We start from the raw sequence: 17,005 nt of genomic DNA on the forward strand, positions 1-17,005 counted from the left end.
GTAGTCTTTAGCTTCACCGCCGTAAGTTTTTGCACAAATTGTTGCAATTGCAGCAGTTAAAGTTGTTTTACCATGGTCGACGTGACCAATTGTACCCACGTTTACGTGTGGCTTATTACGTTCAAACTTAGCCTTAGCCATGAGAGCTTCCTTTTTAAACTACTCATGCAGGGTCACTGCATGAGCACTTGGTTTTTAACTATGAATTAGTTTGGGCTTATAGTAATCGAAAGATTACTCGTCGTCACCTTTTTTACCGCCAGACTGGAATTTAGAAATGATGCCTTCAGCCACGTTACGTGGAGTTTCAGCATATTTAGCAAATTCCATAGAATATGTCGCACGACCTTGAGACATAGAACGCATTTGAGTTGCGTAACCAAACATCTCAGCAAGTGGAACTTCAGCACGAATTGCTTTAGTACCGCCAGGTAAGTCGTCCATACCCTGAACCATACCACGACGACGGTTTAAGTCACCCATGATATCGCCCATGTAGTCTTCTGGAGTTTCTACTTCAACTTTCATGATTGGTTCAAGCAAGATAGGATCTGCTTTCATGAAACCATCACGGAATGCGTAAGAACCTGCCATTTTGAACGATAATTCGTCAGAATCGACATCATGGTAAGAACCATCAAATAATGTCGCTTTGATACCCACAACTGGGTAACCAGCCAATACACCATTCTTCATACGTTCTTGAATACCTTTGTCAACCGCACCGAAGAATTCTTTAGGTACTACACCACCTACAACTTCTTCAGCGAATTGGTATTCTTTACCAGCTTCTTCAACATCCATAGGCTCTAAACGAACATATACATGACCGAATTTACCTTTACCACCTGTTTGACGTACGAATTTACCTTCTTGCTCAACACTCTTTTTGATTGTTTCGCGGTAAGCAACCATTGGTTTACCAATGTTCGCTTCAACGTTAAATTCACGCTTCATACGGTCAACAAGGATGTCAAGGTGAAGCTCACCCATACCCGCAATAATCGTTTGACCAGATTCTTCGTCTGTGCGTACACGGAACGATGGATCTTCTTTAGCCAAACGACCAAGAGCGATAGACATTTTTTCTTGGTCAGCCTTAGTTTTAGGCTCAACAGCAAGAGAAATTACTGGCTCTGGGAATTCCATACGCTCTAGTGTAATGATGTTTTTCTCATCACAAAGCGTATCACCAGTTGTTACGTCTTTAAGACCTACACATGCAGCGATGTCACCAGCGCGAATTTCTTCAACGTCTTGACGATCATTTGCGTGCATTTGTACGATACGGCCAATACGTTCACGTTTAGACTTAACTGGGTTATATACTGGGTCGCCTTGTTTAAGAACACCAGAATAAACACGTACGAAAGTCAAGTTACCTACGAACTTATCGTTCATGATTTTGAACGCTAATGCAGAGAACGGCGCTTCATCAGATGCTTCACGAATCGCTTTAGTTTCAGCTTTGTCGTCAAGAATACCTTCGATAGGCTTAACTTCTGTAGGCGATGGTAAGAATTCAATTACAGCATCCAACATACGTTGAACACCTTTGTTTTTGAATGCTGTACCACAAAGCATTGGTTGGATTTCGCCAGCCAAAGTTTGCGTACGAATACCTGCAACGATGTCTTCTTTAGAAAGATCACCTTCTTCTAGGTATTTGTCCATCAACTCTTCAGATGCTTCTGCAGCAGCTTCAACCATATTGGTGCGCCATTCTTCAGCAGATGCTTGAAGATCAGCAGGAATATCACCATATTCGAACTGCATACCTTGAGAAGCTTCGTCCCAAATGATTGCTTTCATTTCGATCAGGTCAACAACACCTTGGAAATTTTCTTCAGCACCAATTGGAATCACTACAGGTACAGGATGAGCACCTAAACGAGTACGCATTTGTTCAACAACGCGGAAGAAGTTTGCACCAGTACGGTCCATCTTGTTCACGAATGCTAAACGAGGCACTTTATATTTATTTGCTTGACGCCATACAGTTTCTGACTGAGGTTGAACACCACCTACAGCACAGTAAACCATGCACGCACCGTCAAGAACACGCATAGAACGTTCAACTTCGATTGTGAAGTCTACGTGTCCCGGTGTATCAATTACGTTGATACGGTGTTCAGGGAACTGCTTGCCCATACCAGACCAGAAACAAGTCGTAGCAGCTGAAGTGATTGTAATACCACGTTCTTGCTCTTGTTCCATCCAGTCCATTGTTGCTGCACCGTCATGTACTTCACCAATTTTGTGAGATACACCTGTGTAGAACAAAATACGTTCAGTAGTTGTAGTTTTACCGGCATCAATGTGCGCAGAAATACCAATGTTACGATAACGAGAAATTGGGGTTTGACGAGCCATGATTTCTTGCATTCCTAAATTTTGTTGTTTAAAACAGGACGCATCAATGAAGCATTGATGCGTACGGATACTCGATACGTAATGGGCAACTTAAATACCCGCAAATCCCCCACTTTGGTAGAGGGCGATGTTAAATCGTGCTGCAGTACGCATGAGTATTCTCCTGATTAGGGACTGTTTTAGCCGCTTAGAAGCGGTAGTGAGAGAAGGCTTTGTTAGCTTCAGCCATACGGTGCACATCTTCACGTTTTTTGATCGCTGCGCCTTTACCTTCAGCTGCATCAAGCAACTCACCAGCAAGACGTAACGCCATAGTTTTTTCAGAACGCTTAGCAGCAGCATCTACCAACCAACGCATAGCTAGGGCAGTACGACGGGATGGGCGTACTTCCATAGGTACCTGATAAGTAGCACCACCAACACGGCGTGCTTTTACTTCGACCATAGGACGAACTTTTTCAAGAGTAGTCTCGAAAAATTCAACTGGGTCTACTTTATTTTTTTCTTGAACGCGGTCTAAAGCACCGTAAACGATACTTTCAGCAATAGACTTTTTACCATCTTGCATTACGTGGTTCATGAATTTAGCGATTGTTTGGCTACTGAACTTAGGATCCGGAAGGATTTCACGAGCAGCGACTACGCGACGTCTTGGCATTTTAATCTACCTATAAATATGACACTTCAGGTTTATCCAGCATCAGCACAAAGTGTCGTGTGCTATTCGCTGGCCTTACTACACGTCGCTTGAATTTCACAAAATTAATGCAGAAATCAGACAAGCGAGACGATAAAGGATTGCGGCTCTATATTCTTAAGAAGCTAATCTTTAAAAGATTATTTCTTAGGACGTTTAGTACCGTATTTTGAACGAGACTGGTTACGATCTTTAACACCAGCACAGTCCAAAGAACCACGAACGGTATGGTAACGTACACCTGGTAAGTCTTTAACACGACCACCACGGATAAGAACAACACTGTGCTCTTGTAGGTTATGGCCTTCACCACCGATATAGCTAGAAACTTCGAAACCTGAAGTTAAGCGAACACGGCAAACTTTACGCATTGCTGAGTTAGGTTTTTTAGGTGTAGTTGTATAAACACGTGTACAAACACCACGACGTTGTGGACAAGCCTTCAACGCAGGAACTTTTGATTTTTCAATCAAAGTTGTGCGACCCTTACGGATCAACTGATTTGTTGTTGCCATATGGCAATTCTCCCGTTAATAAAAAGCCTCAAAAAATTACCACTTTTTGAGGGCATGCAATTGTAAGCCAAGAAGTAAAAATGGTCAACATTCAACATGGTGTCAAATATTGACCATTTCAAGCTTTGGCTAAATGAATGATTTAACTTACTCAGGCTTACTTTCTGATTTTGTTTCAGTAGCTTCTTGCGTTTTTTCAGACGCTTTTACCGCATTTTCTGTAGCAGCTTTGGCTTTCACTGGGGTGCGCTTTTTTGTTACAGTTTTTGCAGTTGTCGATGTTTTCGCCACATCAGTTGCTTTCGCTGTAGTGGTCTCCACTGCTGCGACTTTCTTTTGCGCGGTACGTCGAGGTTTTACGGGCGTCGCTTTGTCTTGCTGTTGAGTTGCATGTTTATCTTCAATGTGCGTTTCAGCCAGTTTTTGAATTCCCTGTCCAACTTTTTGCTCAGCATTGGGTTCATCAACAGTTTCACTGGTTTTTTCTTTCACTTCAACATGAGTAATTGCTTCATTTTCAACCTGAGGCTCGACTTTCTCTACAAGCATTTCTGCTTTGCTGTCTTCTAAAAGCAAGGGGTGTGCATCTGAGATCAATTGACTAAATTTTTCATAAGCATCTAATACATCAATTTTTTCATCAGAATGCTGTAGCAGATATTGCCTTGCGCCAGAAAATACGATTTGAGCTCTATCGGTTGCATCATCGACCAGTTTCCAGCTATATGCAGCGCTGATGCCCATCGTGGCTAAGGGGGTGAGTCGTGTCAACAGGCTAAAATGTGGAAGATTATTCATCCATGGCAACTTAAATGTGCCATCCTCATTTGCCACCCATTTTTTTAACAGCTCTATATCATTGCTTGAACCTAATAGCTGTTGCAATTGGCTCACATTGTGAGTTTGCAACACCCCTGCAAAAGTTCGTATTGCCGCCATCAATGCGTGTTTTTCAGCAACAGTGCCTAGATCAATTTGTTTAAAAATGTATTCAACAACAGCATGATCTTTTGCATTCAACTCAAAACCATGCGCTCGCCCAGTGTGATAAACACTTCGGAGTGCCAAAGCCAGTGAACTAGGTACATCAAGAATTGCGCCTAAGCCGCCAAACGCACCTGTCACTGTACCTTGAATTGCAGCAATAATTTTATTCTGATTCGCCAGCGCTGTACTGATCCGTTGTGAACGTTCAGGATCCTTAGCCAATTCTGCCAAGCTTTTTGCACCCACTTCTTTTAGAACAGCTTCTACAGAAGTCAGTTCTGAAACAAACTCATTGAGCTTATCAAAAATAAAATCAGACAATTTATCGTTTAAATCTGGTGAAATAAACGAAGCGACATTATTGATTTTTTTATAATGTTTCCCCAAAAGCTGCCCAGTTACATTAGGTAGATGTTCCCGTAGCATTTGTTGAGGATTTTCATATTGTTTACGTTCAAAAGCACTTTTTTCTTGAGCAGTACCTTGTACAACGGATTCATCTTTAGGACTGTGGCTCAATTTACTCACCGTACCAGGAGCAACATGATTGATCACACTTAAGCCTGTTTCGCTTAACTTTTTGGCCACGCCAAAAGCATTTGAAATAAATCCGCCTGATTGTTTTTTATTAGAATTTGCCATGTGCACCCTCGTAACTGTGGTTTTTCAAACACTAAAGCTTGTATTAAATAGTTTCTCAACGCTTACATTAATGTACTGATTCACGAATCAATACAATCACTATTTCACAAAATTTCAATACAGATCATCATACTATACAATTATAAACAATCTAACCCTAGTTCACTTGCAATTACAGCACTCAATTTACTTAAAAATACTTTTTATAACAAACAGATGTCACAATTTGTCGCGAACAACTTATGTACCAGTGGTCATCTCAGCCTTTGCCAGTTATGATAGATTCATTGGATAAAATATATATAGAATCATTATGAAGCAAAATTTTCAAAATCAAATTAAGCACAGTTCAGAACAAAAATATCAAGCGGAACTAGAACGCTTAAAAGAACAAGATCAACATAGAAAACCAGCAGGTTGGCAACTTTCTGCTTACGCTGTTCGCTCATTTATCTTGGGTGATGCCAAACTGGATATTCAAAAAAAGTTTTATGGTGATGATGCCTTAGTTGATCGTGCCTTGGTTACGTTGATGGGCAATCAGGGTTTGATGCTAGTGGGTGAACCAGGTACAGCAAAATCGATGCTTTCAGAGCTATTTAGTGCTGCCATTTCAGCCAATTCTCAGCTCACAATTCAAGGGACAGCAGGGACAACAGAAGACCATATTAAATATTCTTGGAACTACGCACTCCTTTTATCGGAAGGACCAACAGATAAATCACTGATTCCCTCCCCGCTCTTCTATGCCATGAAAAACGGACAAATTGCCCGCTTTGAAGAAATCACCCGTTGTCCACCTGAAATTCAGGATGTGTTGGTGTCTTTACTGTCTGAGAAGCAAATGATGATCCCTGAAATGGGACAAGATTTTAGTTTGCAAGCTACACAAGGATTTAACATCATCGCAACAGCAAACTTGCGTGATCGTGGCGTACATGAAATGTCAGCAGCATTAAAGCGCCGCTTTAACTTTGAAACAGTAAAACCAATTCGTGATCAAAAATTTGAAATCGAACTGGTGGGATTACAACTTAAGAACCAGCTTGCTGATTTATACAGTGAAATCCAAATTCGCCCAGAAGTTATCGAACTCTTGGTGACCATTTTCAATGAACTCAGAACAGGACAGAGTCTGCAAGGCGCAACACTTAAAACGCCTGATGCTGTTATGTCTACGGCTGAAGCGGTCAATATTGCCCATGCGGCGGGTCTACAAGCGATTTATCTCAGTGATGGAAAATTAAAAGCAGAACACCTCGCACAACAATTGATTGGGGTTGTGTTTAAAGATAATCCAGATGACGCTAAACGCCTACGTTACTATTTGGATACTGTGGTGAAAGAGCGTGCACGTAAAGATGCCGACTGGAAAAGTTTCTATGAAGCCAGCCGAGAGTTTTAATCATGCAGCTGTTGGATCGAAATATAGAGAGAGGTGAAATGCCTGAACGCTTAAAACAGGCATTTCAACTGAAACAGCAAATGGCGGAGCAAAACATTTTTTTTGCGCCAATCCGCCATCATAGCCCCGCTTGTGCATACGCGTTAAAACAATATATCGATGAACTGAAGCCCACTCACATTTTAATCGAAGCACCAACAAGTTTTGAGTTTTTAATTGAAAGCTTACAGAACCAAGCCACTCAGCCTCCTGTGGCTATATTTGCACAAGCACAACGCTCTTCAAATAAAACCTCTCCCAAAAAAGGCGCTGCAAATAAAGAGAATGCTCGCGAAGAACATGAAAGTGATGATGATGTTCAACCAGAAATCTTTTCTGCCTACTTCCCTTTTTGTGAATACTCCCCTGAATGGGTCGCCATCCAACAGGCAAAACTCATTCAAGCAAACATTAAATTTATTGACTTGGATTGGGCAAAACAAAGTGCCTTAAAAACGCAACCGTCCGATTTGGACTGGCAACAAAAAAGTTTGCTGTCTGAACGTTATTTTGCACATAGCCAATATATCCAAAAACTTGCTGAAACCATGCATTGCCGAAATCACGATGAACTTTGGGATCATTTATTCGAGCTGCAAAATGTTGAACAACTGCAACATGCTCAAACATTTTTTGATGATGTTTTTGCTTGGTGTTCATTGGCACGTCTGGATTATGAGCGTGAGGTACTCTTACAAGATGCTTCATTACATCGTGAAGATGTGATGTGGAATTGCATCCAAGACAGTATTGATCCCAAACATAAAATTTTGGTGATCACGGGTGGCTTTCATAGTCTTGCCTTAATTGAAAATCTAGCAGCCCCACAGCAAGCAGAACGTTTTATTGTCCAAGATCAAAAGCAAAACTGGCAAGAGCAAGCTTGGCTGATTCGCTATAGTTTCGATCGTTTAGATGCTTTAAATGGCTATGCTTCGGGTATGCCCTCACCTGCATATTATCAACAACATTGGCAAAATTTAAAATCTGCAAACAATCCAACGGTTGAACAAACGCAACTGCAATTTTTTCAATATTTAAATGAGTTATGCCATTTTTTAAACCAAGAAAATGCACTGGATGTAACGCCTTATATCGCACTAAAAAATACCGCTGAACTTGCTTGGCAATTGGCTTGCCTTCGAGGGCATTATCAACCGAGCCGTTATGACCTCCTCGATGCCTTACAATCCGCCTTAATCAAAGGGGAAATGGATGATGGACAACAGCATTTATTTACCCTGATTTTTCAGTTTTTAAGAGGGCAACAGCTTGGTAAGGTTGCTCAAAATCAGCACAGCCCTGCATTATTACAAAATACCTATCAACAGATTAAAGTCTATCGTTTTAATTTAAATGACACCATTTTACGCAATCGAAAACTCGATATTTATCGTAAACCTTTACATCAGGACATTAGCCAATATTTGCATTTACTGGAATTTGTCGGCTGTAATTTTGCTCAACGTATTTCAGGTCCAGATTTTGTACAAGGTGCCAGTCTGGATTTGCTGTTTGAGGAATGGCGTTATGCATGGACACCCAGTGTCGAAGCGCGTTTGATTGAACTGGCAGAAATGGGCAATCAACTCGAACAAATTGCACTGCTTAAAATTATTAAACTACAGCAAGAAAATGAAGCAAAAGGTGTCGGGCAATCTGCCTTTGAAACTGCCAAATTGCTGGCTTTGGCGTGTCGCTTAGGATTAAAACAACAATTAGAATTGCTCAGTCAACAACTCGATACTTTTTTAGAAAGTGATCAAAACCTTGCCTCGGTGATTGGTGCAGCACAGCAATTGTATTATTTGTGGCATGGTCACAAGCTGTTAAATTTACCCGAAAATATCGTGATACAAAGTTTAAGTTTTGCCGTCTATCAGGCCTGTTTTTTACTTGATCAAATTTACGATACCCATGAAGAAAAAATTGAACAAAATCTTAGCAACTTAAAAACCTTGCATGAACTGATTTTAAATATTAAACAACGAAATCTTTCACTACAGCATGCAGTTGTAAATGCACAAGATGTAGATTTACTGGAACTGATGTATAGCCAAATTGATCTGACAAAAATTGATGAATTTCATCTTAGTTCACTCAAAGGTGCGCTGCATACTTTGCAGTTTTTAGATCATCAAATTGAGCAAAATCAGCTTCAACAACAATTACAACTGGCTTTTGCAGTGGGAAGTGATCCTGAAGATACTGTGCAATACCTACATGGCATGTTTTTTATCGCGCCTGAAATCTTTGTGCAATCCAAGGTTGCAATTGATGCACTTCACCAATTGGTCAGTCATTGGACGGAAGATACCTTTATTCGGATTTTACCTGATTTACGCTATATCTTTAGTCAGCTCACCCCAAAGCAAAGCACCAAAGTATCGAAAATTATCGCAAAAACCACAGGACTTGGCGAGGATGTCATTCTCGATCAGGTGCTCAGTCATATTGGGGAACAGGATGTATTCCAAGGCATACAACTTAACCAGCAACTGCAAAAAATATTTGAATATGATCACTTAGATCGCTGGGCAAGCAATCGCTCAAAACAACTGAATCCAGAACAACAGCTTGAACAGCAATCAGAACAACAAGGAGTGAATAAATGAGTCAATTACCTCCTGAACCAAATCTTGATGAAAACTCAGATACCCCCGCTTCTCTTGATGCAATGGATCAAGCACGCCGTTGGCGCTTGATGCTCGGTCGCTATGCCGACCAGAATTTATCAGCAGCGGCATTGTCAGGCGATCAACTAAAACTTGAGCGCAACCTCGATTATCTCTACCAAAATGAATATAAACGTCGTGGTATCCAACAAGGGAAAAATCGCCATGGCGGTTTGGAAGCCTCGCAGCTTAACGCGATTAACTGGCTCAACCAAAGTCGAAAACTGTTCCCTAAATCGACCTTTGAACGTATGCAAAAACAAGCCATAGAACGCTATGAGTTAACTGAGTTATTTAAAAACCCAGAGCATGTAAGACAACTTGAACCCAACCCTGCAGTGGCTAAAGCTTTGCTGAGTATGCGTGGTCGTTTAAGCAATGAAATGAAAGATGCTATTCGAGAATTAATTCAAAAAGTCGTGGAAGAACTCTTACAAAAAATCCGCACACAATTTTTAAAAGCGCTACAAGGTCGTCGTAATCGTTTTAAGCGTTCACATCTTAAACAGGCACAAAACTTTGATTGGAAACGGACCATTCAAGCCAATCTCAAGAATTATCAGCCTGATTTACAAAAACTGATTATCCAAACCCCTTATTTTAATGCCCGTGTACAGAAACATTTGCCATGGGAAATTGTACTGTGTGTCGACCAAAGTGGCTCGATGATGGATTCGATCATGTATGCAGCAGTATGTGCCAGTATTTTGGCAGCTCTCCCTGCGGTCAATATGAGTCTGGTCCTGTTTGACACCCAAATTGTTGATTTAAGCCATTTGGCACATGACCCAGTTGAAGTCTTACTGACCATTCAACTCGGTGGCGGAACCAACATTGGTCAAGCTTTGCAATACTGTCAAAAGAAAATTAAACAACCCAATCGCAGTATTTTAGTCTTGATCAGTGACTTTGAAGAAGGTGCCTCCGTTCAACAAATGCTCAACACCACCAGCCAACTCAATCAACAAGGCTGCAAATTACTTGGGCTTGCTGCGCTGGATCAAGCAGCCAATCCTGTTTATGACATCAATATGGCACAAAAACTCCAAGAACGCGGTATGCAAATCGCAGCAATGACCCCTGAACATTTGGCAACATGGTTTGCAGAGGTGATGCAATGAGTTGGCATGTTTATACCCAATACGATGAAGACAGCCTAACCATGCACAGTAATGCTGGTCTTTTACGTCGTGCCCGTAAATCCTTAGATGCTGTTGAACTACTGCAACAAGAGCACGATCAACTGGTATTTAAAGTCGAAGAATGTGAAGTTAAACTGCCCCTTGAAGGCATCACCAAAGCACTGTGTAATTGTTCAGCACAAGGCTGTTGTAAACATATTCTCAGCAGTATTTTATGGGTTCAGGAACATGAAACACTACTGGCTACCGCAAATAGCCCAAGTGAAAATACCCCTAACAATAATCTAGAAAATGCAGTACCACTGACTCAACAGGAAACATCTCGACACAGTAAGATATCTGAGCAAGCAACAACATCAACCCTTGAAACTGTTTTAGAATTTGATCCAAGCAAAATCCAAAAACAAGCAGGCAAAGCCAATATTCGTTTGGCCTATGAATTTGTACAAAATTGGTTGCTGCAACCTGAATCCTGTCAAATTGATATTCAAGAACATAAAATCACGTTTCAAACCGATTTAAGTCCCAATCCAGTTGTTCTCTACCCTGCAACAGGGTTTGAAGGCATATTGTCAGAAATTGCAGACAAACAAAAAGTTGCGGGGCATTTGGCATGTATTGCTTATTTATTTCTGAAAAATGCCCCTGAAAAATGGCAATGGTCAATTGATACAACAGCGCAACAACACAATTCTACGCAGCAACTTTCGCCTGATGATCAGGTACTGATCCAAGAACTTAAACTCATTTGTCAAAACTTTATTCAGCAAGGTTTGTCACATCTGGCCAAAGAAATGGTCATGTCACTGCATATTTTAAATATGCAAGCACGCGCACAAAACTTACCACGTTTAGGGAGCTTATTGCGTGCCCTACATGGCTCAATGAAGCAGTTTTTGGAAGCAGATGTACAGGTAGATGAGCAGCAGATTTTTAATCAATTGGCACATTTGTATGCCTATTTGGCTGCACTGTCAGAAATTGAGCATTTAGATCCAGATGTTCAAGCCGAAGCATTGCGACAACTTCGTGGTGCTGTACAACGTGACTATCAACAAGAAAGCATAGCGCATCTGATCCCTCTTGGTTGTGAATGGTGGAATACAGAGAGTGGTGCACATGGTCTAACAGTGTGCTTCTGGGATGTAAAAGAGCAACAACTCAAAGAAGTGACTCAGGCACGTGCCAATCATTTTGATCGTACCTTTGATATGCACAGTGCAGCCAATACTGGAATTTGGGGAAGTTCTCTCAGCTTTTTACTCCAACATCAACTTGAATTAACCCATGCAAAATCCAGTTCAGAGACACAACTTAGTGCCAGCACAGATACTCGTTTTTTACCAAAAGGCTTGTTCAATGCACTTAGCCAATCTGACTTAGAACAAATGAATATTGGCATTTCAACATGGCAATCTTTACAGCAAATGCTTGTTCCGCATTCAAGCCTAGAACAGCTTAAATCACGTTATGTACTGCTTCGCCATAAAAGTATCACAGCACCTGAACTCAACGAACTAGAGCAATATTTTGAATACCGTATTACTGACGATGAAAATAGAGCACTCAAACTGGTCATTCCAATAGAACCAGAATACCGTGCACGAATTAAACATCTCACCCAACTGATTCATAATGAAAAAATTATCGCAACGTTGGTGCGTATCGAAGCAACACAGCAACAGATTCAATTCATTCCATGTAGTGTGTTTTTAACAACGCCAAAAGGTTTAAAAATATTCAGTCTGGATTATGATCATCCTATACAGAAGAAAAGTAGCTTGGTTGAGCTGATTACTGGTCGAATTGAAAAACTGCTCGAACAAAAAAAGCAATGGAAACATCAGCAACATTTATCTGCATTAGACCTTTTGATCTTGGAATCACAAGCCGTGTTTGAATTCTATGCAAATACAGGTCGTTCAAAACTGGATACGGATGATCTGGTTAAGCTGGATGATTTTGCTGAAAAGTTTGCAGATTTGGGGTTAAGCTTTATTCAAAACTCACTTAAATCAGATTCCACACAGCACAATTTAGCCAGTCAGCTTTTAAAATGGCGACATGTTTTATTACAACTACAACGCCTAAATCATAGAATCGCTTTAGAAGGACAAGTTACGTCGTGATAAATTAAGCTTGCTATTTAAATTGATGATATTTTTCTATAATTTTAGTGAACTACCAAGCACAGTATTAAAGCCTAAAGTATTAGCGCCTATAGAAAAGCAACAGCGAGTTGCTCAAAAGGAATACAGATGTTAAATAAACTTTTTTCAAAAATTGAGTCGATGTTTTTAAAGCCTGAGGATAAGGCAGTGAAAACGCAACAAGTAAACTCAACCGCTGATCATGACCACATTCAAAAACATAATGAAGATTTAAAAAATAAAGTTGAAAAACTCTACCATATTTTCCAGCCTTTGGCCGTCATTGAAGACCAACTTGATCAAAATGTGGTTTTGTTTATTTTGGATGGAGAAAATCCAGAAATATTACTTAAATTACAGCAATACCCGAATGAAAAAGCACTGCTTTTACTGGGAAAGCCAGGTACCTATAGCTGGTATTGGCCTCAAAATAATCAATCACTGGATAAAAAAGAAAATAAGCTTGCTGAAGCAGCACTAAAACTACGCCGACGTTATTATGGTGAGATCTTTGAAGAATTAGAATTTGAACAAATCATTCGTTTTGCCAAAGTGCTTGAAGCGGCAACACAACAGAAAAATTTTACCAATATTTATGAAAAAGTGCCCGCTTGGTTTATTTATCTCACGGTAGATACATTTATTACCGCTTTTGACAGCCAGCATTTTAGCGAAGCAGATCCGAATAAGTTGTTAAAGCAAAATTGGACCCAACAGAAACTATTTGATTTGCTTGAAAGTGATCAACAGGGCTTAGGCGATGAACTACTGCCTTATTTATTTGAACGCCAAAATATCGACAGTTATCATTCTAGTAAATTAGATAAAATATTATTACTCAAGGACACCCAAGACTTCATTTCAGCCCGATTAGATCAACTCAGAAAACTTATTCCAACACTGAGCATCATTGGACAAGAAAACTTTTTAGACTATATCGCCAAACAAACGGCATTGATCAAACAAATCCCCGACTTGATTGTAAAACTTTCTGTAGGTAAATCTAAAACCATCCGTACTAAAGCCACCAGTTTATTGACGAATTTAAATCCAGAAGATAGCCAAAAATATTTAAATCAAAATCTATTGGAAGGTTCAAGTCAGGAACGTGGCTTTTCTGCAGATCTATTGGCACGTTTAGGTGCTGACAATCTGACAGTACTAGAACAAGCTTTTGCACAAGAAAAACAAAAATCTGTACAACAAATATTACAAATGGCAATTCAGCGCTTAAGATCTGTTGATACTGCACAATTACAGCAAGATTTTGAAGCACCAACCTTTCAACCATTTGTTGAACAAAAAATTCCAGCAAGTTTTACCCAGGTTATTTTAGAAAATTATCAAGAAATTTTGGCAAAAGCTGAACAGAATGCTGCCGATGAAATTGAAGAGAATAAAACAGCAAGTTATAAAAGAACTTGGGCTCAAGATCATTTAAAGCAGCTTAAAAAAATCAATCATCAAACCTTAACGTCGATTGTTGATCAACTGAACGGTGATGCATCTTTTAAAAATGTCCACCAAGTTGAAAATATTATTACCCATAAAAATAAATATAAAAAATATCCTGAGTTTTCCATTAATCATGCCATGAGAATCATTGCAATACGCAATCGAAATTGGATCTATTGGCCTAATTTATTTGAAATGCTTAAACCTGAAGAATATGCCAATTATGAACTTCGCCATATCGTTCAGGCCTTAGATGCGGCTAAATTTAATAATCCAAAACGTAGAGTGGCTCAAGGGATACTAGCGGGATCATCCTATTATCAAAGTTTACAAGATCATATTTATGAAAAAGATAAAATTTGGCCATTTTTTGCGGAAAATCAAGAATATTTAACTGAAGCGCTGGGGCTTTCTCCATCTTTAGAAAAAAATGAATATCAAAGCTTTAACCCATCCGATGCCATCTTTGTACTTAAATGTTTCCCATCCTTACCAGTACAGTTTATTCCGCGCTTACTCGAATTTGCATTGGGTGAAAATAAGCGTTTGCGTTATGAAGCGCAAGAAACCTTACAGCACCTTCCTGACATTCATCAACGTGCCATCGAAGCCCTAGATTCGGGTAAACAAGACATCCGAATCACTGCAATTGAATGGCTAGCACGTCTACAAAATCAAGATGCAGTAAAACCGCTGAATGCTTTACTTAAAAAAGAGAAGAAAGAAATCGTTCGAGCTGCTCTTCTAACAGCATTAGAAAAGCTTGGACAGGATATTAGTGCCTATCTCAAACCAGAAGTGCTACTAAAAGAAGCAGAAGACGGTTTAAAAGGCAAACTTTCAAGCAGTTTTACATGGTTTGATTTTGACACATTGCCAAAAGTGAAATGGCAGAATGGCAAAGAGGTTGACCCTAGAATTGTCAAATGGTGGGTGATATTGGCTGAAAAACTAAAAGAGCCTAGAGCCAATGCCTTATTACAACGCTATAGTGACTTACTCGATCAAAAAGATCAGGTACAACTTGCCAATCATTTATTACACAGTTTTATTCATCAAGATACCTTACAAACACCATTGGATGAAGCAACGCAATATGCAACTACAGAAGCGCCTAGCCGTCTAAGTTCTTATCGGGATTCATACAAACGTTATGGTGAAAAATACCCTGAATATTATGCCAAATATGGCACCATCACCTTAGAAGAAGTGATTGAAGAGATTAAACGCGAACGTTTAGGACTTTATCTGGGTTCCGCGATCAAAAGTAAAGGTATGCTTTCACTGACTGCCAATGCACAAGGAAGTTTTGCAGTAAAACAATTGCAGAACTATATGAAACAACACTACCCTCGTCGCTCACAAATTGAAGCCATGATTAGTGCATTATCAATCAGTAATGATCCATTAATCATCCAACTGTTGCTTTCACTTTCACGTCGTTACCGGACTGCTTCGGTACAAACACTTGCAAACACATTGGTTGCTGAGATTGCTGAACGTAATCAATGGACAAGTGATGAGCTGGCTGACCGTACTATTCCAACAGCAGGTTTAGATGAAAATGCTGTGTTACAACTGCAATATGGCTCACGTAACTTTAGCGCCATTGTCGATGATAAAGACAAATTCATTCTTAAAAATGAAGAAGGTAAAGAGGTTAAAGCGCTACCCGCGGCCCGCCAAAATGATGATGAAAGCCTGATCAAAGAAGCCAAAGCACTATTTAGCACCAGTAAAAAAGAGTTTAAACAAGTCGTTGATATGCAAACAGGTCGTTTGTATGAGGCGATGTGTAGCGAACGTCAGTGGAATGTTGCTGAGTGGCAAGAGTATATCTTTGCCCATCCGATTATGAGACGCTTAATCCAAAAACTGATTTGGCTTGAAATCAAAACCAATGGTGAAAAAATCAGTTTTAGACCAAGTGATGATGGTGCATTACTGAATTTAGATGATGATGAAATCGAACTCAGTGCAGACAGTAAAATTCAAATTTCTCATGCGGTTTTGGTTGGTGAAAAGGAAGCCAAAGATTGGATTGCACACTTTAAAGACTACAAAGTGAAATTCTTATTTGAACAGATGACCCATCACCTACCGAAGCTTGAAGATGATAATGTCACTGAAATTAAGGATCATAACGGCTGGCTTACAGACACCTTTACCCTACGTGGTGTAGTGACAAAATTGGGCTATCAACGCGCCAGCATTGAAGATGGTGGTTCATTCGATCGCTATACCAAGCCCTATAAACAGTTGGGTATTGATGTAGAGATTACATTTAGTGGAAGCTATGTACCAGAGGAAAATATTCCAGCTGTCCTTTATGAACTGACCTTTAGCAAAAAAGCCAGCCGTTCTTGGAACAACAATGAACTTCCACTTAAACAGATTCCACCAATTTTATTGGCTGAGAGCTATGCAGATTATTTAAAAGTTGCTGCATCGACATCAGGTTTTGATCCAGAGTGGGAAAAGAAAACGCCTTGGTAATTCATAAAGACAAAGAAATTTTGTTGAGGCTTGCTACAAGCTATAACAGTTGTATTGCAACCGATATGATTGGTCTTGATGGTCATCATATCGGTTATATGGATAATTCAACTCAGCAGGTAAAGAGAAGACTTGTTCTACAATAGGGATAAAACACCATGCTCATTCCAGCAATTTAAAATTTATTTCAAAAATTAGTGCTTAAAACCATCTCTAGTTAGCCCTGCTTATGGATGGTTTTGCCTAATTGATGTAAATATCCATCATGAATTCATATTATTATAAAAATAATAAATATATTTATTTTCAGTTATTTAATTAACTTTTAAGCATACAATATATTGTTTTAAATGATGCGCAAGAATCAATATCTTTCGCCATTGAACTAAAAAAGTAAACGCGTTTAAATGTAAACATTCATTCTGTATT

Annotated in this window: 10 protein-coding genes; 5 read left to right on the top strand and 5 right to left on the bottom strand. The window is 39.7% G+C overall.

The genetic code is table 11. The annotated features are described in order from the left end of the window. The 5 genes from M2R48_RS16610 to M2R48_RS16630 form a co-directional block, all read right to left on the bottom strand. Positions 1-141: GTP-binding protein (locus M2R48_RS16610; RefSeq protein WP_250621677.1), on the bottom strand; the 141-nt coding region annotated here is incomplete at its 3' end. Between the two features lie 93 nt (positions 142-234). Continuing rightward, on the bottom strand, positions 235-2,373 hold the full coding sequence (gene fusA / locus M2R48_RS16615) for an elongation factor G (protein ID WP_004723654.1): 2,139 nt from the start codon (positions 2,371-2,373) through the stop codon (positions 235-237). A 187-nt stretch (positions 2,374-2,560) separates the two neighbouring features. Beyond that, positions 2,561-3,031: a 30S ribosomal protein S7 gene (rpsG, locus tag M2R48_RS16620; protein WP_004655203.1), complete on the bottom strand. Its 471-nt coding sequence runs from the start codon at positions 3,029-3,031 to the stop codon at positions 2,561-2,563. Positions 3,032-3,210: 179 nt separating this feature from the next. After that, positions 3,211-3,585: a 30S ribosomal protein S12 gene (gene rpsL, locus M2R48_RS16625; RefSeq protein ID WP_004648013.1), complete on the bottom strand. Its 375-nt coding sequence runs from the start codon at positions 3,583-3,585 to the stop codon at positions 3,211-3,213. A gap of 147 nt (positions 3,586-3,732) precedes the next feature. Then, entirely contained in the window at positions 3,733-5,214 is a 1,482-nt protein-coding gene (locus M2R48_RS16630) for an EcsC family protein (RefSeq protein ID WP_262086808.1), read from the bottom strand. A gap of 313 nt (positions 5,215-5,527) precedes the next feature. Here M2R48_RS16630 and M2R48_RS16635 point away from each other — a divergent pair, with 313 nt between their 5' ends. From M2R48_RS16635 to M2R48_RS16655, 5 genes are all read left to right on the top strand, one after another. Beyond that, complete coding sequence (locus tag M2R48_RS16635) at positions 5,528-6,619, top strand: ATP-binding protein (protein WP_262086809.1); 1,092 nt, start codon at positions 5,528-5,530, stop codon at positions 6,617-6,619. A 2-nt stretch (positions 6,620-6,621) separates the two neighbouring features. Next, positions 6,622-9,273 (top strand): DUF5682 family protein, encoded by a 2,652-nt coding sequence (locus tag M2R48_RS16640; RefSeq protein ID WP_262086810.1) that lies wholly within the window; start codon positions 6,622-6,624, stop codon positions 9,271-9,273. Further along, complete coding sequence (locus M2R48_RS16645) at positions 9,270-10,454, top strand: VWA domain-containing protein (protein ID WP_151956472.1); 1,185 nt, start codon at positions 9,270-9,272, stop codon at positions 10,452-10,454. Before M2R48_RS16640 ends, M2R48_RS16645 begins: the two co-directional genes overlap by 4 nt. Continuing rightward, entirely contained in the window at positions 10,451-12,604 is a 2,154-nt protein-coding gene (locus M2R48_RS16650) for a hypothetical protein (protein WP_262086811.1), read from the top strand. The genes M2R48_RS16645 and M2R48_RS16650 overlap by 4 nt, the downstream gene beginning before the upstream one ends. A 129-nt stretch (positions 12,605-12,733) precedes the next feature. Continuing rightward, positions 12,734-16,576 (top strand): DUF4132 domain-containing protein, encoded by a 3,843-nt coding sequence (locus M2R48_RS16655; RefSeq protein ID WP_262086812.1) that lies wholly within the window; start codon positions 12,734-12,736, stop codon positions 16,574-16,576. The last annotated feature ends 429 nt before the right edge of the window (positions 16,577-17,005 follow it).

Origin of the sequence: Acinetobacter sp. I-MWF (assembly GCF_025433935.1) — a bacterium.
Lineage (GTDB): Bacteria > Pseudomonadota > Gammaproteobacteria > Pseudomonadales > Moraxellaceae > Acinetobacter > Acinetobacter guillouiae.

What these genes read in the sequence shown, in the direction of transcription:
- fusA (WP_004723654.1), bottom strand. Translation starts at nt 2,373, where the DNA reads ATGGCTCGTCAAACCCCAATTTCTCGTTATCGTAACATTGGTATTTCT.
- rpsG (WP_004655203.1), bottom strand. Translation starts at nt 3,031, where the DNA reads ATGCCAAGACGTCGCGTAGTCGCTGCTCGTGAAATCCTTCCGGATCCT.
- rpsL (WP_004648013.1), bottom strand. Translation starts at nt 3,585, where the DNA reads ATGGCAACAACAAATCAGTTGATCCGTAAGGGTCGCACAACTTTGATT.
- M2R48_RS16630 (WP_262086808.1), bottom strand. Translation starts at nt 5,214, where the DNA reads ATGGCAAATTCTAATAAAAAACAATCAGGCGGATTTATTTCAAATGCT.
- M2R48_RS16635 (WP_262086809.1), top strand. Translation starts at nt 5,528, where the DNA reads ATGAAGCAAAATTTTCAAAATCAAATTAAGCACAGTTCAGAACAAAAA.
- M2R48_RS16640 (WP_262086810.1), top strand. Translation starts at nt 6,622, where the DNA reads ATGCAGCTGTTGGATCGAAATATAGAGAGAGGTGAAATGCCTGAACGC.
- M2R48_RS16645 (WP_151956472.1), top strand. Translation starts at nt 9,270, where the DNA reads ATGAGTCAATTACCTCCTGAACCAAATCTTGATGAAAACTCAGATACC.
- M2R48_RS16650 (WP_262086811.1), top strand. Translation starts at nt 10,451, where the DNA reads ATGAGTTGGCATGTTTATACCCAATACGATGAAGACAGCCTAACCATG.
- M2R48_RS16655 (WP_262086812.1), top strand. Translation starts at nt 12,734, where the DNA reads ATGTTAAATAAACTTTTTTCAAAAATTGAGTCGATGTTTTTAAAGCCT.